The sequence below is a fragment of the Marinobacterium sp. MBR-109 genome (assembly GCF_040547565.1).
Lineage (GTDB): Bacteria > Pseudomonadota > Gammaproteobacteria > Pseudomonadales > Balneatricaceae > Marinobacterium.
Window position 1 is genome coordinate 471,264 of sequence record NZ_JBEPPZ010000001.1, and the last position, 23,501, is coordinate 494,764.

Annotated in this window: 22 protein-coding genes; 4 read left to right on the forward strand and 18 right to left on the reverse strand. The window is 57.1% G+C overall.

Annotated features, from left to right (window positions below; translation table 11 throughout):
* Positions 1 to 2: 2 nt before the first annotated feature.
* From ABIE60_RS02270 to ABIE60_RS02320, 11 genes are all read right to left on the reverse strand, one after another.
* Positions 3 to 1,448, reverse strand: a complete 1,446-nt coding sequence (locus ABIE60_RS02270) for a TrkH family potassium uptake protein (protein WP_354467418.1) — start codon at positions 1,446 to 1,448, stop codon at positions 3 to 5.
* A 12-nt stretch (positions 1,449 to 1,460) separates the two neighbouring features.
* Positions 1,461 to 2,837, reverse strand: coding sequence for a Trk system potassium transporter TrkA (gene trkA, locus ABIE60_RS02275; protein WP_354467419.1), 1,377 nt, complete (start codon positions 2,835 to 2,837; stop codon positions 1,461 to 1,463).
* A 323-nt stretch (positions 2,838 to 3,160) separates the two neighbouring features.
* Positions 3,161 to 3,610 carry a cyanase gene (cynS, locus tag ABIE60_RS02280; protein ID WP_354467420.1) on the reverse strand — a complete coding sequence of 150 codons (450 nt, stop codon included), beginning with the start codon at positions 3,608 to 3,610 and terminating at the stop codon, positions 3,161 to 3,163.
* Between the two features lie 33 nt (positions 3,611 to 3,643).
* Positions 3,644 to 4,999: an FAD-dependent oxidoreductase gene (locus tag ABIE60_RS02285; protein ID WP_354467422.1), complete on the reverse strand. Its 1,356-nt coding sequence runs from the start codon at positions 4,997 to 4,999 to the stop codon at positions 3,644 to 3,646.
* Positions 4,996 to 6,135 carry an acyl-CoA dehydrogenase family protein gene (locus ABIE60_RS02290; RefSeq protein ID WP_354467424.1) on the reverse strand — a complete coding sequence of 380 codons (1,140 nt, stop codon included), beginning with the start codon at positions 6,133 to 6,135 and terminating at the stop codon, positions 4,996 to 4,998. Before ABIE60_RS02290 ends, ABIE60_RS02285 begins: the two co-directional genes overlap by 4 nt.
* Before the next feature lie 28 nt (positions 6,136 to 6,163).
* Complete coding sequence (locus ABIE60_RS02295) at positions 6,164 to 6,718, reverse strand: OsmC family protein (RefSeq protein ID WP_354467425.1); 555 nt, start codon at positions 6,716 to 6,718, stop codon at positions 6,164 to 6,166.
* Positions 6,719 to 6,943: 225 nt separating this feature from the next.
* On the reverse strand, positions 6,944 to 8,614 hold the full coding sequence (locus tag ABIE60_RS02300) for a sigma-54-dependent Fis family transcriptional regulator (protein WP_354467427.1): 1,671 nt from the start codon (positions 8,612 to 8,614) through the stop codon (positions 6,944 to 6,946).
* 78 nt (positions 8,615 to 8,692) lie between these two features.
* Positions 8,693 to 9,523: an ABC transporter permease gene (locus ABIE60_RS02305; protein ID WP_354467429.1), complete on the reverse strand. Its 831-nt coding sequence runs from the start codon at positions 9,521 to 9,523 to the stop codon at positions 8,693 to 8,695.
* Positions 9,520 to 10,782, reverse strand: a complete 1,263-nt coding sequence (locus ABIE60_RS02310) for an ABC transporter substrate-binding protein (protein ID WP_354467431.1) — start codon at positions 10,780 to 10,782, stop codon at positions 9,520 to 9,522. The genes ABIE60_RS02305 and ABIE60_RS02310 overlap by 4 nt, the downstream gene beginning before the upstream one ends.
* Before the next feature lie 34 nt (positions 10,783 to 10,816).
* Positions 10,817 to 11,626 carry an ABC transporter ATP-binding protein gene (locus ABIE60_RS02315; protein WP_354467433.1) on the reverse strand — a complete coding sequence of 270 codons (810 nt, stop codon included), beginning with the start codon at positions 11,624 to 11,626 and terminating at the stop codon, positions 10,817 to 10,819.
* A 283-nt stretch (positions 11,627 to 11,909) separates the two neighbouring features.
* Positions 11,910 to 13,226 (reverse strand): MFS transporter, encoded by a 1,317-nt coding sequence (locus ABIE60_RS02320; RefSeq protein WP_354467434.1) that lies wholly within the window; start codon positions 13,224 to 13,226, stop codon positions 11,910 to 11,912.
* 141 nt (positions 13,227 to 13,367) lie between these two features.
* On the opposite strand from ABIE60_RS02320, the gene ABIE60_RS02325 reads away from it, so the two are divergent.
* The gene (locus ABIE60_RS02325; protein ID WP_354467435.1) at positions 13,368 to 14,024 is read left to right on the forward strand and encodes an ArsR/SmtB family transcription factor; all 657 of its coding nucleotides are present in this window, start codon (positions 13,368 to 13,370) and stop codon (positions 14,022 to 14,024) included.
* A 15-nt stretch (positions 14,025 to 14,039) separates the two neighbouring features.
* Positions 14,040 to 14,624, forward strand: a complete 585-nt coding sequence (locus ABIE60_RS02330; protein WP_354467437.1) for a nucleoside deaminase — start codon at positions 14,040 to 14,042, stop codon at positions 14,622 to 14,624.
* 138 nt (positions 14,625 to 14,762) lie between these two features.
* Here ABIE60_RS02330 and ABIE60_RS02335 read toward each other — a convergent pair whose 3' ends face one another.
* Positions 14,763 to 15,383: a TetR/AcrR family transcriptional regulator gene (locus tag ABIE60_RS02335; protein WP_354467439.1), complete on the reverse strand. Its 621-nt coding sequence runs from the start codon at positions 15,381 to 15,383 to the stop codon at positions 14,763 to 14,765.
* A gap of 128 nt (positions 15,384 to 15,511) precedes the next feature.
* On the opposite strand from ABIE60_RS02335, the gene ABIE60_RS02340 reads away from it, so the two are divergent.
* Both ABIE60_RS02340 and ABIE60_RS02345 read left to right on the forward strand, forming a co-directional pair.
* On the forward strand, positions 15,512 to 17,110 hold the full coding sequence (locus tag ABIE60_RS02340) for a 4-hydroxyphenylacetate 3-hydroxylase family protein (RefSeq protein WP_354467441.1): 1,599 nt from the start codon (positions 15,512 to 15,514) through the stop codon (positions 17,108 to 17,110).
* 52 nt (positions 17,111 to 17,162) lie between these two features.
* Entirely contained in the window at positions 17,163 to 17,657 is a 495-nt protein-coding gene (locus ABIE60_RS02345) for a MaoC family dehydratase (RefSeq protein WP_354467443.1), read from the forward strand.
* A 13-nt stretch (positions 17,658 to 17,670) separates the two neighbouring features.
* Here ABIE60_RS02345 and ABIE60_RS02350 read toward each other — a convergent pair whose 3' ends face one another.
* From ABIE60_RS02350 to ABIE60_RS02375, 6 genes are all read right to left on the reverse strand, one after another.
* On the reverse strand, positions 17,671 to 18,588 hold the full coding sequence (locus tag ABIE60_RS02350) for a flavin reductase (RefSeq protein ID WP_354467445.1): 918 nt from the start codon (positions 18,586 to 18,588) through the stop codon (positions 17,671 to 17,673).
* Positions 18,589 to 18,601: 13 nt separating this feature from the next.
* Positions 18,602 to 19,525 (reverse strand): catechol 2,3-dioxygenase, encoded by a 924-nt coding sequence (locus ABIE60_RS02355; RefSeq protein ID WP_354467446.1) that lies wholly within the window; start codon positions 19,523 to 19,525, stop codon positions 18,602 to 18,604.
* 45 nt (positions 19,526 to 19,570) lie between these two features.
* Positions 19,571 to 20,887 (reverse strand): TRAP transporter large permease, encoded by a 1,317-nt coding sequence (locus tag ABIE60_RS02360; protein ID WP_354467448.1) that lies wholly within the window; start codon positions 20,885 to 20,887, stop codon positions 19,571 to 19,573.
* Positions 20,888 to 21,409 carry a TRAP transporter small permease gene (locus tag ABIE60_RS02365; RefSeq protein WP_354467449.1) on the reverse strand — a complete coding sequence of 174 codons (522 nt, stop codon included), beginning with the start codon at positions 21,407 to 21,409 and terminating at the stop codon, positions 20,888 to 20,890. It lies immediately after the preceding gene.
* A gap of 11 nt (positions 21,410 to 21,420) precedes the next feature.
* A complete protein-coding gene (locus tag ABIE60_RS02370; RefSeq protein ID WP_354467450.1) occupies positions 21,421 to 22,440 on the reverse strand; it encodes a TRAP transporter substrate-binding protein in 1,020 nt (339 codons plus the stop codon).
* Positions 22,441 to 22,529: 89 nt separating this feature from the next.
* On the reverse strand, positions 22,530 to 23,495 hold the full coding sequence (locus ABIE60_RS02375; RefSeq protein WP_354467451.1) for a PDR/VanB family oxidoreductase: 966 nt from the start codon (positions 23,493 to 23,495) through the stop codon (positions 22,530 to 22,532).
* Positions 23,496 to 23,501: the final 6 nt, after the last annotated feature.

The window sequence follows — 23,501 nt, forward strand, 5'->3', positions numbered from 1 at the left end:
ATCTAGCCCCTCCAGAAAACGGGTGTCAGCAACACCATCACGGTCAGCAGCTCAAGCCGGCCCAGTATCATGGCAAAGCCCAGAATCCACTTGCCGCTGTCCGGTACCCCGGCGAAGTTGCCGGCCGGGCCGATCATATCACCGAGGCCCGGGCCCACGTTGGTCAGTGCAGTTGCCGCACCACTGAGAGCCGTCACAAAATCGAGTCCCGTTGCCGCCAAGGCAAGGGTGGTCAGTGCCAGTACGAGAAAGAACAGAAACGAAAACGCCACCGCCGACACCATGATATCGTCCGACACCGCCTTGCCGTTGTAGCGGATCGAAAACACGCCCCGCGGGTGCACCAGCTTGTTCATCTGGTCACGCAGAAACAGCCAGGACAGCTGAAAACGGAAGATTTTCATGCCGCCGCTGGTCGAGCCGGAACAGCCGCCGATAAAGGTCACGATGAAGAAAAAGATGATGCTGAAATAGCCCCACAGGGTGTAATCGGATGACGCATAGCCGGTGGTCGTTATCACCGACACGATATTGAAGGCCGCATGGGTCAGCACTTCAAACGGCTCTCGTTCAGTGGTGAGCAGCTGCTGCAATGTCAGCAGGCTAATCAAGCCAAGTACCACCAGTAGAAATCCTCGTGCCTGCTGATCTCTGAACACATTCAGATTACGCTGGCTCAAAAAGCGGATATAGAGCATGAACGGCATGCCGCCAATCAGCATGAACAGCACCGCAATCCATAAAATGGTATCGCTGAAACGCCCCATGGAACTGTCGTCGGTGGCGTAGCCCCCGGTAGAAACGGTCGTCATGGCATGGTTGATGGCATCAAACAGGGTCATGCCAGCCGCCAGATACGACAGCGCACAGGCCAGGGTAATACCCAGATAGACCAGCAAAAGGGCACGGGCCATCTCATGAAATCGTGGCAGTGACTTTTCCGACCAGTCGGAAGATTCAGTCTGGAACAAACGCATGCCACCCACCTGCAGGAATGGCAGAATCGACACTGCCATGCCGATCACGCCAAGTCCTCCGACCCACTGCAATATGGAGCGCCACAGCAGTATGGAGTGCGGCAGGGCAGCAAGCTCTGACATCACGGTTGAGCCGGTGGTGGTAATGCCGGACACCGCTTCAAACACCGCATCAGTCAGCGACAGCGGGTGGTGACTTAGCATCAGCGGCAAGGCACCGTAAAAAGACAGGGATAACCAGCTCAGGCTGGTCAACAGATACAGCTGACGTGCCGTCAGCGTGAAGCGGTGGCCAAGGCCCGGCAGCATCAACAGTAACCCCGCCAGTGCAGCGAGGCCGGATGACAGGAAGAAGGTACTGTACTCCTCGTCATCGGTCAGCAGGGCAAAAACCGCAGGTGCCAGCAACAGCCCCGCCATGATGAAAGCCAGCATACCGCACACATACAGTACCGGGCGAAAGAGTTTCATCCTGTTATCCCTTCAAAAATAGCCAAGTCCAACCTGCAGCAGTTTTTCAACCTGCTTCAGGCTCTGCTTGCTGGTCATAAAGAAAATGAGATGGTCTTCGCTCTCGATGCGCGTGTCCGCATGGCTCATGATGACCCGGTTGCCGCGCACAATGGCACCGATACGTGTATCGGCCGGCAGTTTCAACTCACCCACCTGACGCCCCACGATACGAGAGGTCTTGCGATCACCGTGTACCACCGTTTCCAGCGCTTCGGCCTGCCCCTTGCGCAGTGCGTGCACCCGCGTCACATCACCTTTGCGGATATAGGCCAGCAGGCTGCCGATGGTGATCTGCTCGGGCGAAATGGCATAGTCGATAATATTACCATCCACCAGGTCCACATACGCCGGGTTATTGATAATGGTCAGCACCCGACGTGCTCCGGCGCGCTTGGCCAGCATGGATGACATCACGTTGGCCTCGTCATCATTGGTGAGGGCACAGAAAAGATCCACCTCATCAATCCCCTCCTCGGTCAGGATATCCAGTTCCGATACGCTGCCATTGATAACCACAGCGGCATCGAGCATATTCGCAATCTCTCGACAGCGCTCGGGCCGGGTTTCGATCACCTTGACATTAAAGCGAGCTTCAAGCCGCGCCGCCAGCGATGCGCCGATGTTACCACCCCCGGCAATCATGATCTGGCGATAGCGCTGTCGATTACCGACAAACAGCTGAGTCACGGCTTCAAGATGGGCGGGGGTCGCAATCATGTAGACCTCATCACCCGCGAGAAACTGAAGATCGCCGTGCAAAGACACATGAGACTCGCCCCGATAGAGGGCCACAATGCGCACCTCAACCCCCGGCAGCAGACTGTCGAGTTCGGCAACGGTATGGCCCCGCAGACCGGAGCCGCTTCCGACCCGAAATACCGCCAGCTTGACCAGCCCATTCATGAAATCATGCACCTGCAGCGCACCGGGCCAGCGTGTCAGTTGTTCGATGTGATCGGTCACCAGCTGCTCCGGGCTGATGAGCACATCTACCGGAATCGCGCCTGTCCGAAACAGTTGATCAGCACAGCCGAGATAGCTGCTGCCACGAATGCGCGCCACTTTTCGAGGAATGTTAAACAGCGACTGTGCCAGCTGACAGGCCACCATGTTGACCTCGTCACTGTTGGTCACGGCCACCAGCATATCGGCATCCGCACACCCCGCCTGAGCCAGTACCGAAGGAAACGAGGCACGCCCCTCTACCGTGCGGATATCAAGCCGGTCCTGCAGCGTACGCAAGCGGCCAGCATTGGCATCGACCACTGTGATGTCGTTGGACTCTCCGGACAGCTGTTCAGCCAGGGTGGCACCGACCTGACCGGCCCCCAGTATGACAATTCGCATCGTATCGCCTGTGGCCTGAAAGGCCCTCTGTTATGGATGACAGGCAAATTGTCAGACAGCAAGGCGTAAAGGTTCGAGACAGCAAAACAGCCGGGGGCGTAAAAAAAGCGTAAAGACCGACAGGGTCGATCAATGGGCTGCAGCTTGAGAGACCAGAAAGTTACACACTGGATTGATGAGACGAATGGGCCTGGATGCACGATCATCCCTGCCCCATGTGACAAGCTGGAACTGGGCTAGTGTATGGAAACCCTACCACCCAGCATGCCGAGCGATAAAAACACGATACTCAGCAGTAGCGGGCTGCTGAGTATCGACCGGACTTAATATGATTTATACGGTAGGAACTTGCCGGATAAGACCACGTTGACACGATCCCCGTTCGGATTTTCTTCACGCTGAATATCCATTGAGAAATCGATGGCACTCATGATGCCGTCACCGAACTCCTCATGAATCAGCTCCTTGATGGTGGTGCCATACACGCTGACCACTTCATACCAGCGGTAGATCAGTGGATCGGTGGGTACCGCACTGGGCAGTGACCCCTTGTAGGGCACCACCTGCAGCCAGGCAACGGCTTCATCGGACAGGCCGAAAATCTCACCGACGATTTCGGCTTGCTGCTTGTTGAATGTCATCTGGCCCAGGCAGCCTGCAGTTGTCCACTCTTTCGAAAGTCCGATGGCATCGGCAACCTGCCTCCACTGGATGCCCTTACTGACCTTGGCCGAGAGGATCATCTGAGTTACTTCTTCACGGGTACTGATCATGATGTTCACCTTTATATGACAAAAATGGCTGGTTCAGGCGGCCCTGCTTTGCAGTGGCTGGCCGATATTCAATGTGGCGACAACCTCATTGCCCACGCGCTGTTGCATGACCATGCTGTTGTCACTTTTGTAACTGATCTCCCATTGGCCGTCCTGCTGGGGCAGGCCGTGCAGAACCAATGGCAGAGCTCGGGTCTTGAGCCGGATAACCGGCATTTTGTGCTGGTAGGGTGTTGTTTCCAGGCCGAGTACAGCCGCGGCGACCGTACTCGCCTGCTGTTGTATCGGTTCTATAAAACGGCAGGGCTGACCATCCAGGCTGATGCAGTCGCCCAGCGCATATATGTAGGGGTCAGTGCTGCGCAGTTGGTGATCCACCAGAATACCGCCGTTGAACGCCAATCCTGCCTGTTGTGCCAGGCGGTTGTCGGTTTTCAGGCCAGTGGCGGCGATCAGTTGATCGACCTCCAGTGTTTCACCGTTCTCGAGTCTGACCTGTTTGCGGCCATCTTCAGCACTGACACCCTTGACCTGAACCGAGGGCCTGTAATTCACCCCCAGAGCCGACAGGCTTTGCTGTAATGCTTGCCCGGCTTCGGGCGGCATCAGGCCTGTCAGCGGCAGAGGCTGTCGGTCCAGCAGAGTGACCTGATGCCCGGCACGGGTCAGATCTTCTGCCAGTTCACAACCCACCATACCGGCTCCGACAATGGCGACCTGTTGTGGCCTGCCCGCCAGTTGCTGATGCAGTCCGCTCCAGCCGGCCAGATCGTTGATGCGCCAGCAGAGCGAGGCAGGCAATTCATCCGGCAATGCCGGTTTTGCACCCTGTGCCAGCACCAGATGGGTGTAGCGCAGCGTACCGCGTGTGGTACGCAGCTCATGGCGTGCGGCGCTCAGGCCGACAACAAAGGTGTCACTGAGCAGGCGCACACCCAGTCGGTTGGCGGCATCGACGGCCGTCTCTCTGACCAGTGCTTCGGGTTGCTGGCCACGGCTCAGGGCCACGGACAGTTCCGGTTTGTGATAACGGTTGGCATTACAGGCACTGACCAGGGTGATGGGTGTTTCCAGATCAAGGCTGCGGATCGCCTCAACCACTGACCAGCCAGCAATGCCGGCACCCACGACAATAATGCCGGGGGTGTGACTGAAGCTGAGGCCAGCCGGAATGGCCGCAGTAAAGGGTTTGGCTTCCAGCAGTTCAAAATCGGATTTGGTGACGCCGCACAGTGGGCATTCCCAGTCATCCGGAATGTCTTCGAAACGGGTGCCTGGTGCCAGACCACTGTCCGGGTCGCCCTGTTCTTCGTCATAAATCAGGCCACAGGCAAGACAGATATACTGCCGCCAGGGACGCTCTTCGGGGCTGAATGTTTCAGTGCTCATGCCGGCATCTCCTCTTGCATCAACTTGGCCATCTCCCAGCGCAAGTGCTTGATGGCAGGTGTCACGATGGCAACGAAGTGGGCTTCGCGGATGCGCCGCTGCGGGGCGGAGTTCATCAGGTAGCCTCGTGCGCCCTGGTGCAACAGTGCCGATTGTGAGGCTTTCAGCGACAGCTCAGCGCCATGTGCGCGCAGCTCAAGCACATCGAGCAGATAGTCCTTGCTGCCATCGAAGGGACTTTGAGCCAACTGCCCAGCCCTTGCGGCAACTTCATCAAATTCGGCCTGCAGTTCATCCGGCCGGTTATGCAGATACTGGTTAACGTGTCCCAGTTGGCTCTCGACATCACGAATCGAGTCGATGGAACCCTGAATCACGCCCGCGGCAATGCCGACCTGCAACAGGACAAATGCGGCACGAATACGCTGGATAAACGGTCTGGCGGGGTCTGCAATGATCTGGTCTTCACTGACAAAATAATTATTCAGCGGTATCGCCCAAGTGCTGGTGCCCTCCATGCCGGAGAATTCAGGGCAGGGTCGCAACGGCACCCGCTCGTCAATATCCAGCAGGAACATCACCTCATGGGAGCGGCTGCCATCAGCGCGATCAACCGCCGCAATGGCACCACAGTACTGGCCCGGTCCGATATGACTGACCCATGGCAAGGTACCGCTGACGCTATAGCCACCCGGCACTTTTTTCGCCTTCAGTGCCATTTTCTCGATGCCGGTCAGCGCCTTCATCGGGTTGGACAGGCCGGTGCCGCCGAAGGTACGACCTGCGACATGGTCTTCAAGACGCGCCAGCAAAGCCGGGTTGCCCGACTGCTCCATGTATAGTGCGCAGACATCATGGCACCAGGTCATGAAGCCGGTAGAACCACAGTGACGGCTGATCTCCTGCATATTGGCCAGCGCCAGGCCAAAGCGGCTGCCGTACTGGTTCAAATGGGCGGCAAAGGCACCCGCCTGACCGAGGTCTGCCATGATATCGGTCGGGTAGTAACCCTCATGGTCGATACGGTAGGCGGCGGGCGCCAGTTGCTCCCGAGCGACTTTGGCCACATCAGCCAGAACCTGAGCATCATCTGCCCAAGGTGTGAAAAGTGAGGTGGATACGGCGACGTTGTTCATGGCACTCCTCTCCTGTCAGGTGTTGGGTTCAGTCCATCAGGCTGATGCTGAACGGGATCGGGTTGCGCATGGTATTGGCGACTGGTGAGAAATAGTTGGCATGCTGCACGATCTCCTCCAGTACTTCCCGGCTGGCATCACCCTCGACCAGAACCTTGACGCGGATATCCTGAAAGCCCATCTGCTCGGGTTTCATCTCGGCACCGCCCGCCCCCCAGGCTGCCGGGTTGCCGATATCACCTTCCATGAAAATTTCCAGTTTGCTGAGCTTGACCTGCTTCCAGGTAGCGACGGCAGTAATACCGACGGCAAGGCAGCCACCCAGACCGGACAGGACAATTTCACCCGGTGCCGGTGCAGTGTCTTCACCGAACAGATGGAGCGGTTCATCAACGACCACTTCGTGCTGGTTGATATGGCTGACGGTGCGGTACTGGCCGTCAGTGACGGTATGGACTTTGTTGGTACCGCGCGTGCCCGGGTTGTTGCGGCCCTTTTCGGCAAACGCCATCAGACCGTCCCGGTCGATCGGGCGCAGGTAGCTGGTAACGGTTTCAGGTTTGGTTGCAGTTGCAGTGGTCATTGGCATTTCTCCAGTCGTTTTGATGACACTGTTCAGTCCGGAGCGGACCTTTGCAGTGACTTGTCATGTATAAAGCAGGAGCTGTGCCAACCCGGTAAAATATTTTTTAGTCAATTAAAAACAATATGTTATGTTTTTTAATCGAAGTTAGGCGACGGAGAACGAGCAGGAATGTCAGACATTGTCGGTATTACATTGTCCGACAATGTCCGGTGGTGGCGGCGATTAATGGCTATCTGTCAGGGCCAGTTTTTCCAGCCGGTAGCGGAATTGGCGTGCGGTCATTCCCAGCAGAGCGGCCGCACGGGTCTTGTTGCCACCGGTTTGTTGCAGTGCTTCCAGCAACGACTGTTCTTCATCTTCACGCACCCAGCTATAGGGCCGTGAGCTGGATGACAAGGTACCAGCCGGACTGACCGGCTGGATCACTGCCGCATTGAGTTGGGGCAAGGACGCTGGCGCTCCTTGCGGGGCGGCGGACTGGCCAGCCTCCAGGTGATTATTGATCACGGATTCCTGCCGCAGAATACTTTCGATATCACCAATGCTGATGTTGCCATTCAGCGCGATCAGTACTGCCCGCTTGATCACATTTTCCAGCTGACGGATATTGCCGGGCCAGTTGTAGCTCTCCAGCCGCTCCATGACACCCTTGCCAAACAGGGTGTAACGGCCATATTCGCGGTTGGCATTGAGCAGAAAATGGCGCGCCAGAATGCGTACGTCCCCGGTTCGTTGCCGTAATGGTGGCAAATGGATAGGGAAAACATTGAGACGGTAGAACAGATCAAGTCGGAAGGTGCCCTGATTGACAGCCTCCTGCAGGTTCTTGTGCGTTGCGGTGATGATACGCACATCCACCGGAATATCACGAATGCCGCCTACCCGTTGAATCACCTGACTTTCCAGTACACGCAGCAGCTTGGACTGCAGCTCCATGTTGAGGTCACCAATTTCATCCAGAAACAGGGTGCCACCGTTTGCCAGTTCAATCTTGCCCTGCTTGCTGGCGGTTGCACCGGTGAAGGCACCCTTCTCATGGCCGAACAACTCGGATTCGAGCAGCTGCTCAGGAATTGCGGCACAGTTGATGGCCAGAAAGGGCTGATCACGGCGCTTGCTGTTCAGGTGCAGAATCTGCGAAAACCGCTCTTTGCCGGTGCCAGACTCACCCGTCAGCAAGACGGTTACCGGAGTGTCTGCCACACGAGTAATCTGCAACAGTGCATCACGCACGGCAGCACTTTCGCCCAGGATGCCGTAGTTGTTCTGCTGCTGCTCTAATGCTTCTTTCAGCTCCTGATTTTCCTCACGCAGATGGCTGGTGCGCTCGTCAATCAAGCCGTTGATCTTGATAATCTGTGCAATGAAGGTAGCCAGGATGCGCAGGATCACCAGATCGGCATTGATTGCCCGGGGGCGCATGCGCAACCGATGGGCGGCCAGTACACCGACCGTGAGGTTGCCGTCCATGATGGGTACGGCAAGATAGGAGACTACTCCGTCCGGTAATGTTGCACGATCAACGGCACGGAACAGAAAGCCGGGCTCCTGATCCACATCCTGTACCACGACCTGCTGGCCGCTCTGCATTACCTTGCCGGTAATGCCCTCCTCGAAACTGTACAGGCCACGCTTGCGTTCGGTGTCGGTCAGACCGTAGCTATAACGGATACGCAACAGCCCGTCCGCGGTTGACGGCAATAATACACGGCCCCGGTTGAGCCCCAGCATCTGGGACATCAGCCGCAGGGTGCCGGTAATGGCGATCTCCGGAGTGCCGGAATGGCCAATCAGTTTGGCGGCTTCATGCAGTACCGTAAGGTCGGCAGCCCCGCGGTCATTGGCACTGGCAGCTGTAATGGGTGAAATCTGCTCCTTGTCCATTTCAGTCATGCTCCTGTATGGAAAAGAGGGTCAACGACAAAAGCCCGCTCAGAAAGCAGGCTTTTGTGGGCGGAGGAATGGCAGTATCTATTCGACATGCCAATTGAAACGCTTGATGAGAAGACTGCAGATCGTATCCAGCCCATAACCGATCACGCCAATCACGATCACAATGGCGGCCAGGGTGTCATACGCCAGAGTGTCGCGGGCATCGTTGATGGCGTACCCAAGGCCACTGGTAACCCCCAGATACTCGGCCGGAACCAGTACGACCCAGGCAACCCCTACCGCCAAGCGTATGCCGGCCATCACATCGGTCATGATGGCCGGCAAAATGATCCTGTGAAGCATCTGGGGGCCGGACGCACCCAGATTTTTTGCCACCTTGAACCAGTTCGGGTCGATACGACGCACGCCATGGGCGGTGGAAAATATGATCGGCCAGACGGTTGCCATGACGATCAGAAAGATAATCGCGGCATCCCAGCTGGCGAAAGCCAGTACAGCAATCGGCATCCAGGCGAGCGGGCTGACCATTCGCAGGAACTGGAAAGGGACATTGGCAATTTTCATGGCCGTGCCGATATAGCCGATCAATACCCCGACCGGCACGCCGATGATGACGCCCCAGAACAGGCCGACCAGCACACGGTAGAGGCTTGATTGAATGGTTGGCCAGATCGAGCCACTGGCGACCAGATCATACAGCGCACTGAACGTAGGTGCCGGGGCAAAATTGGCAAAGGCCCACATGTCCGGGTCGTTGGCGATCACATAGCCACCGGCCCACCACACCACAAGCAGAGCCGTGATGCCGATGGCAGGGTAACGCAGCTGAGCCAACCAGCCCAGCAGCGGTGCACAGCTCCTGCTGGTGATGCTCATACGCTCCAGCGTCTGGGTTGTCGGAGTACTCATAGTTTGATCACCTCTTCACGCTCGAACGGGTTGTCAGCATTGAACCCCGGCCCCTGCTGCCAGCCGGTATGCTGCTCCATCGCCGCTTTGACGAAGCGGTAATCCACCAGATCCTCGGCAACGAAATCAGCATCAAGCTGCTGCAGGAAAGTGGTATCACCACCCACCAGCGTATTCTTGAGCTCATTGACGATCAGCTTGGTAGCCGATGGGTAGGGCCAGGGCTGGAAATCAATACGACCACTGCCCCAGCCCGGGTTCTGGATCGCATCGGGCGTGGCATAGCTGGCTTCGTCATACAGCGTCATGGCTCGCTCAATGATGTCCGCTTTCATCGGCAGGTAGCCCTTGCCGTCCTTGGACAGCAAGTGCGCCACCTCTTTTTTGTTCTGTTGTGCATAGATCTGGGCACGGACGATGGCATTCATCACTTTCTGGCTCCAGACCGGATTGGCATTAACCTGATTTTCATTCATGCAGACCACGCAACAGGGGTGGTTTTTCCACATGTCGCCGGTGAAGCGCAGCATCTTGCCACCGGCCAGCATCTCACCCACCGCGTTGAAGGGTTCGGCTACAATAAAAGCGTCGATCTTGCGTGCTGCCAGTGCTGGCGGCATATCCGGGGGTGGCATGATCTGCAGATTGACCTCATTGGGTGCCAGCGGCTCACCCTGTGATTTGATCACCGGAATCAGGCCCGCGTGGCGCAGCCCCATCTGCAACACAATGTTGTGCATGGAATACCAGTACGGTACCGCAACCTGCTTGCCGCCGAGCTCGGCGAAGCTTTCCACACCGGTATGACGACCCACTACCAAGCCTGAGCCGTTAAGGTGAGCCCAGGACATGATCTTGACCGGGAAGCCATTGTTGTAACGCATCCAGATGGGAATCGGCTTCAGCAGGTGCACCAGATTGAATTTGGCGGCAGCAAACCCTTCCACCAGGGGTGACCAGCCACGCATCAGCACCGGGGGCTCGGTTTTCAGGCCTTCATCCTCGAAATAGCCCTTGGCATGGGCCACCAGCAGCACGGTTGCATCGGTGATAGGCAGATAACCGATACGAACAACCTCATCAGCCGGTGGCTGGATGCTGCCCCAGGCTGCGCTGCTGGCCGCAAGTCCAAACGTAGCGGCCAAACCACCAACGGCGAGACTGTCGAGCATGAAATCGCGGCGGCTCATCTCATGATCCTGCAAATATTCCAGTTCAGACGCGGAGATAGGGCTGTGTTCGTCATTGTGTTTTTTCATGGTTGGGTCCTCAATGAGTCAGGCAGGCTGAGCGTTACGCCGCATGTTCGGCGCTGTCTTTGCTCGGCTCGGTGTGGGTCTGGCGACCTGCAAGGCCGCTGTCAGTCCCTTTGAACTGCTCCATCAGCCGGTCGCGCAAGGATTGAAAACCGGCGTCCATATGACGGCGCGGCCAAGGCAACTCTACGTTCAGCTCATCCACAACGCGGCCGGGGTTCTGTGACATGATCAGCACCCGATCAGCCATGGTGATCGCTTCATCAATGTCATGGGTGACAATCACCATGGTGATACCGCGAGCACGGCAGATGGCGGGGACTTCTTCCTGCAGGGCTGTGCGTGTGAAGGCATCGAGTGCGGAGAATGGCTCATCCAACAGCAGGACTTCAGGTTCGGTGGCCAGTGAGCGCGCAAGCGCAACACGCTGTTGCTGGCCGCCCGACAGGCTCTGTACATTGACATCCTTTTTGTCGTGCAGACCGACCATATCGAGCAGTTCGTCGACGCGCTGAGAGGCTTCGGCTTTGCTGATGCCCGCAAACAGCAGACCCAGCGCCGCGTTTTCCTTCACGCTCATCCACGGATAGAGAGAAGCCTTCTGGAACATCATGTTCCACTTGGCACTGGGTCTGGAGACCTGATGGCCGTTGATACGGACACAGCCTTCCGATGGAATCAGAAGCCCTGCCAACATGTGCAGCAGGGTCGATTTGCCACAGCCGCTGCGACCAATCAATGCGACCAGCTCGCCGGGCTCGATGCGGTTTTCGATCTCTTTCAGTGTGGGTGCTGAGGATGGAGTGAAACGGTGTGTGATGTAATCCAGCGAAATAGTGGCGCCCATGGTGATGCTCCGGTCAAAGGGTGTCTGACAGGTAACAGCACGTTATATGCCATCTTTCCAAAAAGTATGTTTTTCATATGGTTAGCTGATCACACGTGAATTTGTCAGCCATTGTCATTCAGTAACATTGTTCGACAATGTCGCATTGTCACCGATATGCCCCGGAATCGAGCCACATGGAATGTAGCCTCATACCAGGCAAACGGCTCAAACAATATGTTCTCAATTAAGCATGGGGGGAGATTTACAATCCGGAATGGGTTGCATATCGAAACATCCATCTTCAGACCTTTTCGCCCCGAGGATTCAGCCGCGGGTGAGTCTCCTCGCCCCAGATCATCACGACTGCGCCCGACAGAAACATGGCGATGGCGACAAACCAGAAGCCACTGCTCACCGCCCCGGTCAGGTGTGCCGCCACACCAAACCCCAGCGCGCCGATGCCATAGCCCAGATCACGCCAGAAGCGGTAGATGCCAATGGCGGAACTGCGCCAGTTGGGGTGTGAAATATCCGCTACCGCCGCACTCAGGTTGGGATAAAGCAATGCCATGCCGAAGCCGGTTACGGCAGCCGAGATCGACCACCAGATCACCCCACTCCCTACCAGCATCAGCGCCACGCCGCCACCGCAGATCCACATGCCCCAGATAATTGGCTTGAGCCGGCCGATATGATCTGACAGACGGCCAGTGACAAACTGCGAGCCACCCCAGACAAAACCATAGATACCCACAACCCAGCCGATGGCGCCCAGCCCCAGCCCCTGCTGATACAGAAACACCGGATAAAACACCCAGATCAGGGCGTCGACAAATTTCTCCACCAGCCCCGCCTGACTGAACGCGGCCATACGCTTGTCGGTCCAGCTCATCAGTGCAAAGACTTCAGCCGTGGTCGGCGTATCCGAAATGTTCTGCGGCAGGCGCGCACGCGGCCCAATGGAGTTGCCACTGGCATGACGGGCACTTTCAGCCCTGGCCCAGTCGTGGGTTTCACGTACCAGCAACAACACCAGCACTATGGCCAGTGCAATGACAACAGCTCCAAACACGAACAGCCCCATGCGCGGCCCCAGCCCTATTGCCAGATAGCCTGTGATGATGCCCGCCAGCGCCACCCCGACATAGCCGGAAAATTCATTCATGCCCATGGTAAAGCCGCGCTCATCCGCCCGGGTGATATCCATCTTGGCGGTCTGAGTCATCGACCAGCACAGGCCTTGATTGACCCCCAGCAACACCGTGGCGGCCACAATCCAGCCCCAGGATGGCGCATACAACACCATGAACGGAATCGGAATTGCCGCCAGCCAGCCCAGCAGCAGTACCTTTTTGCGCCCGATCCGTTCCGCCATGCGCCCGGCCACGAAGTTAAGCGTCCCTTTTACAAAACCGAAGGCCACCACAAAGGCGGTCAGCATCATGAAGGAACCCTTGGCAACGCCAAATTCTGACTCGGCCAGCGCCGGCACCACCGTGCGCATCATGCCGATGGTGAGGCCGACGAGAAACACCTGGATCAGCTGTTGGCTGAACTGATGCAGGTTTTCACGGATACCGTGTTGGAAGTCGGTGTAGTGCTTTTCTGTCACCTGCATCGCACGCTGCTCCTGAACCGAATATGAGATTTTTCAGGCATGCACAGAAACACGCCATAACATTCAATTGATTAATAGAATGATTGCGCGCAAAGTTTCTGTCAAGGCGTTACAATGCATTGCGTAACGGGAGGAGTTGCAATGACATCACAACAAGACCTGCTGGATACCCTGGCCCTGGTCGGCAAGGCACTGGGCAACGGCCATCGACTTGCACTGCTGGAGCGGCTGGCTCAATCCGATGCGGCAGTAGAAGTACTGGCCGATACTTCAGGGCTGACGGTTGCCAACACTTCTCAGCACCTGCAGCACCTGCGTCGCGCCGGTCTGGTCACGGCCACCCGGTCCGGCAAGCAGATGATCTACCGCCTCACCGATGCACGCACGCTGACGCTGATCGAATTGATGCGTCAGATTGCCTACACCAATCTGGCCGAGATGGAACGATTGGTTGGGCAACTGTTTGCCGATGACAATGCAGACGAAGCCCTGGACCCCGTTTCACGGGACATGCTGCTGCAAGGGCTGAAAACCGGCTCTCTTGCTCTGCTGGACGTTCGCCCTGCCGATGAATTTCAGGCCGGCCACCTGCCCGATGCGATCAATATTCCGATTGATCAGTTGGAGCAGATGTTCAACCTGCTGCCCAAAGACAGGGAGATCGTCGCCTACTGCCGTGGCCCCTATTGCGCTCTATCCCATGAGGCCGTCAAGCGACTGCGTGAAAAAGGCTTCAGAGTACGGCGTTTTGCCGAAGGCTATCCGGAATGGAAGGCGGCTGGCCTGCCCGTGATGTAAAAGACAGGAGCACCCATGACCTCTTTATTCGATGAGAACACCCTCATCACCGAGTCCAGGCTCAACGTGATTGCACACATGCCAACAGCCAGTCTGCCTGTATTGATGGATGATGCGTTTGCACAGAAACTGTCAGATGCCGATTTCATGCGGATCGCGGTGCTGCTTGCCCGCAAAAGCCGTGACGAGGGCGGTTGCCCCATCGGAGCCGTGATCATCGATAATGCTACGCGCCGCATTCTGGGCAAGGGGCACAATACACTGGTGCAGGAAAGTCACCCCTACAATCACGGGGAAACCTCTGCCATTCGGGATGCAGGCAGGATCAACTTCAGCCAGACCACATTGTTCACCTCGCTCAGCCCATGCGATGTCTGCGCCACGCTGCTTTACATGCGTGGTTTCAGCCGTGTGGTGGTGGGCGACGTTACCAACGCCTGCGGCACTGAAGCACTGCTGCGCGACAAAGGTATTCAGGTCGATATTCTGGAAGACCGGCGAGGGATTGAACTGTACGCGCGTTTCAGAGCCGAGCACCCCCGGCTTGATCTTGAGGACTGGCGTGGCGTTGCCGCAACAGATGCAAAGAAAGAGAGCTGAGCATGATCTGGATGCCCCCCAACCCAAACATTGCCGCCATGGCGGATCTGGCGTGTACTCCCCGCTCGATCAATCGTCGAGCTGACCCGCATAGACGGCATAAGTAAGACCAGCCGGTCTTGAATCAAGACGTCCGTGTTAAGCACCTTTTGCACGCTTGACCAGCTGTTCCAGGTAGCGGGCAAACAGGTCGCCCGAATCCTGTCGAAACATGCGAATGCGCCCTGTATGGCTCAGCACCAGAAGACCAACACTGTGTGCAAACAGGGCCGTCACCTCTTCCAGCGCCTGCTCTTCAGGCATACCGAGTTGCTGCAACCGATCCTGTATCGGCTGCAGGGCATCGCGCAGCCGCGCATTGAGCGTTTCGTTCAGTTCAGGCGTAAGCCCCCGCGGCTTCATACCCTGAAACAGATAAAAGCCAAGGTCGAGATCGTGTGGATTTTCCCGATAAAACTCGAAAAACGCCCAGGCGGATGCCTGAAGACACTCCACAGCCTGATCAGCTTGTGCCCCGGCTACATCGACCTGCCGATTCAGTCGTTCAAGGGACTCCCCCAGTAAGGCACCGTACAACTCCTCCTTGCTGGCAAAGTAGCTGTAGATCGCGCCGGGTGAATAGCCTGCACGATGCGCGATTTCCCGCATGCTGGCCTTGTCCATTCCAAGCTCAAAAAAAGCGGACCTGGCGGCACTCAATATCAGCTCTCGACGTGCGTCAGTCAGGCTTTGATGTCGAAGTTGGCGCGGATTTTCCACTGCACAGGTCTCCTGGTTACGCGCCAAAAGCGGCATCGTATTTGACGAAATCTGAGCGGTAGTATAAACATTGACAAGATTATTGAACACCGTTCAATATAATTGACAAGTGTTTAATGGAGGTCAGCATGGCATCAAGCAATACAGCAGCCCCGGTAAAAGCAGCCCTGATGTCAGGGGCTGAATACCGGGAATCCCTGCGCAGATACGCCCCCAAAGTTTTTGTTAACGGTCATGAAGTCAGCAGCGTGGCCGATGAGCCAGCCTTTCAGCCCGGCATCAACGCGCTTGCCTACACCTATGATTATGCACTCAAGCCTGAGCTGGCACCCATCGCACTGGCCACGCAATCCAGCCGAAACCGAATCGTGAGCCGGATGCTTCATGTGAACGAATCCGCCGGCGACCTCCTGAACAAGCTGGAAGCGGTCAGGGTGCTGTGTCAGGAAACCGGCTGTGCCCAGCGTTACCTTGCCCATGATGCGCTGAACGGTATCGCCCAGGCCGTGGCCCGCATTGATGACGCCAGGGGGACGACTGAACACCGTGCGCGTTTTGAAAACTACCTGGCTCATGTTCAGGATGAAGATCTGTCGCTGGGCGTGGCGATGACCGATGCCAAGGGTGATCGAAGCCAAAAACCGCACCAGCAGTCCAACCCGGACACCTACGTGCATGTTGTTGAACAGAACGGCAAGGGCATCGTCATCAGTGGCACCAAGGCGATCGTGACAGGCGCTCCTTACATGCATGAGCTGCTGGTGATGCCCTGTCGCGATATGGGGCCTGAAGATGCGGACTTTGCCGTCTGCTGTGCCGTACGCGTGGACGCCCCGGGAATCACGATGGTGTCACGACCCGCCGGTCGCCCCGGCGAAAAGCTGGAGCACGGCGACGCGCTGTTCTCACGCAAGTATGGCCAGGCGACAGCGGTGGTGATTTTTGATCGCGTCTTCGTGCCGTGGGAGAGAGTGTTCTATGCCGGTGACTGGGAACACAGTCACGTTTTGACCTACAGCTATGCGACTCACCACCGGCACAGCTGCATTGCAGCCCGGGCAGGCTTTGGCGACCTGCTGATCGGTGCCGGCGCCCTGATGTGTGAGGCCAACGGCCTTGACCCTGATCGCAAAAGCAACCTGCGCGACCCGATGGTCGAGCTGATCAAGATCACAGAGGGGTTCTACGCCTGCGGTGTTGCCGCCAGCGTCTATGCCACACAGGACCCGTACAGCGGCACCTTCATGCCGGACCCGGTCTTCAGCAACATCGGCAAGCTGCTGCTGGCGACACAAATCTATGACATGCACCGCCTCGCGCATGAAGTCTCGGGTGGACTTATTGTCGCACTGCCCGGCCCCGACGAGGACCATAACCCGGCCACGGCGGCCAGCCTGGCCGAGGTACTGCAGGCCAACGCCGACATCCCCTACGACAAACGCATCCAGACCGCCCGTTTCATTGAGGATTTGACCGCCTCTCATCAGGGCGGCTGGTACTCGGTCATCAGCCTGCACGGCGGTGGCTCACCCGCGGCAATGAAGCAGGAGATCTGGCGCAACTACCCGGTAGGCTCGAAGGTGGAGCTGGTGGAACGCCTGCTTGAGCGTGGGGTACTGCATGACGAGAAACGCTCGATCACCAAAAACCGTCAACCCGGTCGCTGCTGCGATACCGGCTGCACCACACCTGGCCAGCCGATGATGGTACCGTTGAAAGAGGTTTGAACGCGGGTCGGGTGCTTAAGCAAGATAGGCAGATCGTTACAGGGAGAGTCCCATGAATCCGATGCGAGAACGTGCAGCCGAAGGGCTGCAGCCGGGTGACAGCTTCAGTGTGACCCGCCGCTTTACACAAGAGGAGGTCGATGCCTTTGCGCGCCTGTCGGGCGACTACAATCCGGTACATTTCGATCAGGCTTTCGCCGAGTTGAAGGGGTTCAAGTCACCGGTCGCACACGGATTACTGACCGGCAGCCTGTTGACCGAGATCGGTGGCCAGATCGGCTGGCTGGCCTCCGGCATGAATTTTCGTTTCAGGCGGCCTGTTTACGTGGGTGAAGCGATTACCTGCCGCTGGACCATCACTGAGATTGACCCGAGGGGACGCGCCTGTGCCCAGGTTGAGATGACCAACCCGGGTGGTACAACGGTGCTGGAAGCGGAAGTCACCGGGATTGTACCCGGTGATCCTGAGCGCCAGCGATTACAGCAGATGCTGGCCGAGGGGGATCCGACCAACGCTCTGAGTCAAAGTAATCGGCATCGGCTCTGATACGGGGCAGGCCCTAGCCAAGCCCCTTTTGCAGCAACTGCAGACTCTCTTTCAGTGCCTTCTGCTGTTCTTCACTGAGGCAGGACATCACCTGCTGCTCATGTTCGATCGCCTTGTCCAGCAACTGAGTTGCCAGTTGCTGTCCCTTTTCGGTGAGACGGAAGCAGCTGCCTTCAACCTGCAGCAAGCCCTTGTCCTGCAGCCATTCGCCGGTGAACACCAGCTCTTTCGTGGGCTGCGAAACAAAACGACCGATCTGCTCCTGCTCCATCGCTTCGCCATCGGCCAGCAGCGTCAGCACCCGCCACTCCTCGGCGGTCACGCCAAAATGGCTCAACCTTGGGTAAAAGTCTGAGGCGTAGGCGTTGAGTGTCTGGCGCAGCTGGAACAGCAGGTAGTCACCCAGAAACCCCCTTGCTTCCAGCGACCCGGTCGGTGCCTGCACCGCCGGATGGGTTTCGGGCACTGCATAGCGGCCGTTATGGAACACCAGAGAGCTGACATTCTCCTCATAGGAGTAGTCCGTCACTTCACCAACAATGATGAAGTGGTCACCACCCTCGTAGACGTTCCAGGTCTTGCAGCCGAACCACGCGGCAGTGCCATGCAGCAGCGGTGAGCCATGCTGATCGTCACGGGTGTGGATGCCGGCAAACTTGTCTTCGCCCCGGCGTGCAAAGCGGTTGGAGATTTCAACCTGATCATTGCGCAGCACGTTGATGGCAAAGGATTTCCCACGGGTGAACGCATCCAGACTATACGCTCCCTTGTCGATACTCCAGAGCACCAGCGCGGGCTCGATCGACAGGGTATTGAAGCTGCTGGCAGTCATGCCGATGGGGTTGCCCTCGGCATCACGCGTGGTCATCACGGTTACGCCGGTGGGAAACTTGCCCAGCGCCCGGCGAAAATCTTTCGGATCAAATGGCATCACAGCCTCCGGTTCAGGTCAGCACGGTCAGGAAACGTTCGTTCAGCTGACGATCATGATAGAAGATTGCCTTGCCCAGCTCGGTCGCATCCCAGGTTACCGGCTCGTGGTCCGGGTAGTGGTAGTCGCCACCGGCGAAGACTTCGTTACGGTTACCGGACGGGTCGAAGAAGTAGATGGTCTGACCGTGGGTCAGGCCGTGGCGAGTCGGGCCGATATCGATCGAGGTATCGGTCATGGAGATCAGATCCGCCGCCTTGAGCACGTCGTTCCAGGTTTCCAGATAGAAGGAGGCGTGGTGGAATTTGCCAGGCTCCGGGTGATCAATGAACGCCACATCATGCGCCTTCATGCTGGCGGTCAGGAACTGGGCGACGCGCTTGCCGTCCGGCGTCATCACCTGCTCGGCCAGATCAAAGCCGAGCACGTCACGGAACAGATCCAGCGTGCGATCCAGATTCGGACCGTACAGCAGGCAGTGATCGAAACGGGTCGCCTGCATGCCCTTGAGGCCGCGCGGCCAGGCTTCCGGGTTGTGGTTGCCCACGCCCCACTTGCCGGTCTGTTCCTTGGTCGCAAAGAGTTCAAAGGCGTGACCGGTGGGCGCGACGAAGCGGATGCGGCGGCCACAGTCTTTCAGCTCACCCGCAGGGATGTCTTCCACTTCGCAGCCAAATTCGATCAGCTCACCCCGCAGCTGGTCCAGCACTTCTTCGCTCAGGCACTTGAAGCCCATGAAATCCATGCCGGCTTCGTCCGCTTCACGCAGCACCACCGAGAACTTGTCCACTTCGGTCCAGCCCTTGAGATAGACACGGCCCTGATCGTCACGATCCATTTCGATCAGACCCAGCAGGTCTACGTAGTGCTTGACGGCTTCATCCATATCCAGCACGCGAATCTGTACGTGCCCAGGACGCATTACACCTTTTTTCATTGGGTTACCTCAGCTTTTATTGTTATGTCAGTTTCGATCGATTTCTCAGCCCAGTGAGTTGGGCAAAAACAGGGACAGCGATGGAATGGACACGATCAGTACCAATCGCACGATATCCGCCAGCCAGAAAGGCACCACACCACGGAAGATGGTGGACAGTTTCACATCCGGCACGACCCCGCGCAGTACAAACACGTTCATGCCAACGGGTGGGGTAATCAGACTGATCTCGGTGACCACAACCACCATAATGCCGAACCAGATCAGATCCATCCCCATGGCCTGTACCATCGGATAGAACACCGGTACGGTCAGCAGGATCATCGACATACTTTCAAGCGCACAGCCCAACAGCAGGTAGATTGCAATCAGTACTACCAGCACCATAAACAGGCTAAACCCCTGCTCTACCACCCAGTCACGCAGCATCATCGGCATGCCGGTCATGTTGATGAAGTTTGAGAAAATCAGCGCGCCGATCACCAGGAAAAACAACATCGCGGTTGTCCGTGCAGCATTGCTGAGTGAGCGGTACATCATCTTCGGACTGAGCTTGCCGCTGAACATGGCGATCAGAAAAGCGCCTGAGGCGCCGATCCCGGCCGCTTCAGTCGGGGTGAAAATGCCGGCATAGATGCCGCCCATCACGATGATGAAAATAAGATTGATGCCCCACACCCCCTTCAGGGAGATCAGCCGCTCTTTCCAGCTGGAGCGCGCACCGGCAGGGCCACTTTCAGGCTTCAGCCTGACGGTGACAACCACCGCCGCCATATAGAGCACAATACCGATGATGCCCGGAATCAAGCCGGCGATGAACAGCTTGCCAATATCCGTCTCGGTCATCAGGCCGTATACCACCAGAATCACACTGGGAGGGATCAGAATGCCAAGACTTCCGCCGGCGGCAATGGCACCGGTAGCAAGTCCATCTGAATATTTATATTCACGCATGGAAGGCATCGCCACTTTGGCCATGGTGGCTGATGTTGCCATAGAGCTGCCGCACACGGCAGAAAAGGCACCACAGGAGGCAACGGTCGCAAGCGCCAGCCCACCCTTGAAATGCCCCAAAAAAGCGTTGGCCGCACGGTAGAGCTGTTTTGACATGCCCGATTCGGTGATCAGGTTGCCCATAAGCAAAAAAAGCGGCACAACCGACAGGCCGTATGCCAGACCGGTATCAAAGGCGGTCGATGCCACCATATTGAGTGAGATACTCCAGCCACGAGGGTTACCATAGGTAACCTGTTGCACAAGTGCAAAACCCACCACGCCGACAATCGCCATGGCGATTCCCAACGGCACTCGGGCCAGAATCAGTACCATTAAGGCCGCAAAGCCGATCAGACTTGCTTCCATTTACTGCTCTCCTTGTGCAAAGAGACCACTGCTGCCAAACAACAATCGAAGGATCAGGGCCAGAGTGGCAAGACCTGTGGTAATTGCCATCATGAAAGCAAGCCAGGACAGCGGGATTTGCAGTACAGCTGTAGTATCGGCGTAACGCTGCACCTTGAGAGCGTGCTCCCACAGCACCCAGGTAAAGGTGCCAAAGGCCAATACGTTGATCACCTCAATCAAACCGTTCTGAATACGCTGTCCCCAGCTGCCGAAGAAGGAGTCCAGCAGGTCCACTGCAATGTGCCCACCTTCTGCCGTAATCAGTGGCAGTCCCAAAAAGATCACCGCCGCCAACATCAACTCGGTCAGTTCATAGGCTCCATTCAGGGGAGACGAGAACAGATAGCGTCCCAGTACATCGATCAGTGTCACCAGCATCATCATGAACATGACGATGGCGGCCGTACCGCTGAGCAGGTGGCGGTACAACAGTACCACCACCTCTCGGCTGCCGGCTGAAGCTCTGAGAGAAGCTTTCATCGGCTCACCTGTCAGTCTTTGGCCAGTTCACGGCTCAGTTCGCGGAATTCCGCCAGCGCCGCTGCACCGTCAATGCCGGCTGCTTCAGCCTGCTTCAACCATTCCTGCACCATCGGCTCGCTGGCTGTGCGAATTTCGTTCATGAACGCTTCGTCCGCGGTCAGCACTTCATTGCCATTGGCCTTGATCGCTTCCAGCCCCTTGGCATCCTGGGTATCCCACATGCGACCGGCCAGGCGTGCCAGCGCTTCACCGGATACCTTCTCGATGGCCGCCTGATCCTCCTCCGGCAGGCTTTCGAAACGGTCTTCGTTCATCACGACAAAGAAGCTGAAGTTATACAACCCGCCCGGCACCAGTGTGGTGTGGGTGGTTTTGTCCTGAATGTTGAAGGCCGGTACCGACTCCAGCGGAAACAGGGTGCCATCGGCTACGCCGCTGGACACCATCTCGTAGGTGCTGGAAGAGGGCTGCTGCAGCGATACGGCGCCAAGAGCTGTGGACAGCTCGTTCATGATACCGCCCCCGACACGCAGCTTAAGGCCCTTCATGTCGGCTGCACTGTTCACGCTGCGACGGCTGTTGTGGATATGACCCGGACCGTGCGTAAACAGACCCAGCAGCTTGACATCCTTGTGCTCGTCAGCCGGGCTCAGGTACTTGTTGTATACCTGCCAGTAGGCAGCGGACGTGGCTTCGGCGCTGTCACCGCCGAAGGGGAACTCGACCATCTTGTAGAGGTTGAAACGACCCGGCGTGTAACCGTGGGCACTGTAGGTGATATCCGCCTGACCTTCAGCAGCCAGGTCATAATGCACACGTGGGTGACCCAGTGCAGATGGCAGCATAACGACCTTTACACGACCTTCGGTCGCCTCTTCTACGTTCTTGGCCCAGGGCACCATAACGTCACGTACCAGCGGGTGCCCGGAGGGCAGCCAGGACGACATGGTCAGGCGCGTTTCGGCCTGTGCGGTTGAGGCCAGAAGGGCGATTGTTGCAGTTGCAGCTACTCGAAACATCATCTTCATTGTTGTTCTCCAGTTTCTGGTTTGAGTCCGGTCCGAACCGGTGTCCGGCCAGGGCTTGAAGCCAGGGCCGGCCTTTACAGCGAACTGTTTCAGATATCGACTACCAGACGTGCGCTCTTGGCTCGTGAGCAGCAGAGTGCGATCTGGTCGTTATCCTCTTTTTCCTCGTCAGTGAGGAAATGGTCACGATGATCAGGGGTTCCCTCGATCACGTCACAGATGCAGGTCCCGCATACACCTTCTTCACAGGACATCTGAACCTTGACCCCCGCTGCCTTTAAGGCAGTGGCGATGCTTTCGTTGGGTCCAACCTGTACAGTCACATCACTGGCTTCGGCATAGACTTCGAATGCCTCACCACTGATATCCACCTCGGCATTGAAGTACTCGAAGTGAATCTGCTTGTCTGGCAACCCTGCCGCTTTGGCCTGGTCGATTACCCAGTCCATGAATCCGCCAGGACCACAGACATACAGATGAGTACCCGGGCGCGCCTCGGTACACAGCTGTTTTGGATTGATTCGACCGGTATCGCCGGCATCGTCAAAGTGCAGCACCAGACACTCGCCAAACTCGCGCTTGAGTTCTTCAAGGAACGCCGCCTTGGCTTCACTGCGACTGCAGTAGTGCAGCTCGAAGGATTTACCTGCCGCCTTCAGAGCGTATGCCATGGCGATCATCGGCGTAATACCGATACCGCCACCGATCAACAGACTGTGCTCTGCATCCATTTCCAGTGGGAAATGGTTGCGTGGAGCACTGATCTGTACCTCGGCACCGGCTTTCAATTCGGCATGAATCTGCCTGGAGCCACCGCGTGAATTGGGGTCATTCAGAATCCCCAACCGGTAGCTGCTGCTGCCCGGCGCGTTGCTCAGGGAGTACTGCCGAATCAGTTCCGGACCCAATATCACATCGATATGGGCCCCGGCCTCAAACGCCGGCAGTGCGTTGCCATCAACTGCACTCAGATCAAACACGGCGATCTCGTCGGTCTGGTCTTCGCGCCGCGTGATGGTCACATGAATGAGTGTGTTATCAATATTGCTTGTCATAGGTCT

Bases quoted from the DNA above. Each gene is read 5' to 3' on its own strand.
- ABIE60_RS02300 (WP_354467427.1), bottom strand. From the start codon at position 8,614: ATGACTGAAATGGACAAGGAGCAGATTTCACCCATTACAGCTGCCAGT.
- ABIE60_RS02285 (WP_354467422.1), bottom strand. From the start codon at position 4,999: ATGAGCACTGAAACATTCAGCCCCGAAGAGCGTCCCTGGCGGCAGTAT.
- ABIE60_RS02360 (WP_354467448.1), bottom strand. From the start codon at position 20,887: ATGGAAGCAAGTCTGATCGGCTTTGCGGCCTTAATGGTACTGATTCTG.
- ABIE60_RS02350 (WP_354467445.1), bottom strand. From the start codon at position 18,588: ATGCCATTTGATCCGAAAGATTTTCGCCGGGCGCTGGGCAAGTTTCCC.
- ABIE60_RS02270 (WP_354467418.1), bottom strand. From the start codon at position 1,448: ATGAAACTCTTTCGCCCGGTACTGTATGTGTGCGGTATGCTGGCTTTC.
- ABIE60_RS02365 (WP_354467449.1), bottom strand. From the start codon at position 21,409: ATGAAAGCTTCTCTCAGAGCTTCAGCCGGCAGCCGAGAGGTGGTGGTA.
- ABIE60_RS02370 (WP_354467450.1), bottom strand. From the start codon at position 22,440: ATGAAGATGATGTTTCGAGTAGCTGCAACTGCAACAATCGCCCTTCTG.
- ABIE60_RS02320 (WP_354467434.1), bottom strand. From the start codon at position 13,226: ATGCAGGTGACAGAAAAGCACTACACCGACTTCCAACACGGTATCCGT.
- ABIE60_RS02345 (WP_354467443.1), top strand. From the start codon at position 17,163: ATGAATCCGATGCGAGAACGTGCAGCCGAAGGGCTGCAGCCGGGTGAC.
- trkA (WP_354467419.1), bottom strand. From the start codon at position 2,837: ATGCGAATTGTCATACTGGGGGCCGGTCAGGTCGGTGCCACCCTGGCT.
- ABIE60_RS02310 (WP_354467431.1), bottom strand. From the start codon at position 10,782: ATGAAAAAACACAATGACGAACACAGCCCTATCTCCGCGTCTGAACTG.
- ABIE60_RS02330 (WP_354467437.1), top strand. From the start codon at position 14,040: ATGACCTCTTTATTCGATGAGAACACCCTCATCACCGAGTCCAGGCTC.
- ABIE60_RS02295 (WP_354467425.1), bottom strand. From the start codon at position 6,718: ATGACCACTGCAACTGCAACCAAACCTGAAACCGTTACCAGCTACCTG.
- ABIE60_RS02315 (WP_354467433.1), bottom strand. From the start codon at position 11,626: ATGGGCGCCACTATTTCGCTGGATTACATCACACACCGTTTCACTCCA.
- ABIE60_RS02340 (WP_354467441.1), top strand. From the start codon at position 15,512: ATGGCATCAAGCAATACAGCAGCCCCGGTAAAAGCAGCCCTGATGTCA.
- ABIE60_RS02355 (WP_354467446.1), bottom strand. From the start codon at position 19,525: ATGAAAAAAGGTGTAATGCGTCCTGGGCACGTACAGATTCGCGTGCTG.
- ABIE60_RS02290 (WP_354467424.1), bottom strand. From the start codon at position 6,135: ATGAACAACGTCGCCGTATCCACCTCACTTTTCACACCTTGGGCAGAT.
- ABIE60_RS02305 (WP_354467429.1), bottom strand. From the start codon at position 9,523: ATGAGTACTCCGACAACCCAGACGCTGGAGCGTATGAGCATCACCAGC.
- ABIE60_RS02325 (WP_354467435.1), top strand. From the start codon at position 13,368: ATGACATCACAACAAGACCTGCTGGATACCCTGGCCCTGGTCGGCAAG.
- cynS (WP_354467420.1), bottom strand. From the start codon at position 3,610: ATGATCAGTACCCGTGAAGAAGTAACTCAGATGATCCTCTCGGCCAAG.
- ABIE60_RS02375 (WP_354467451.1), bottom strand. From the start codon at position 23,495: ATGACAAGCAATATTGATAACACACTCATTCATGTGACCATCACGCGG.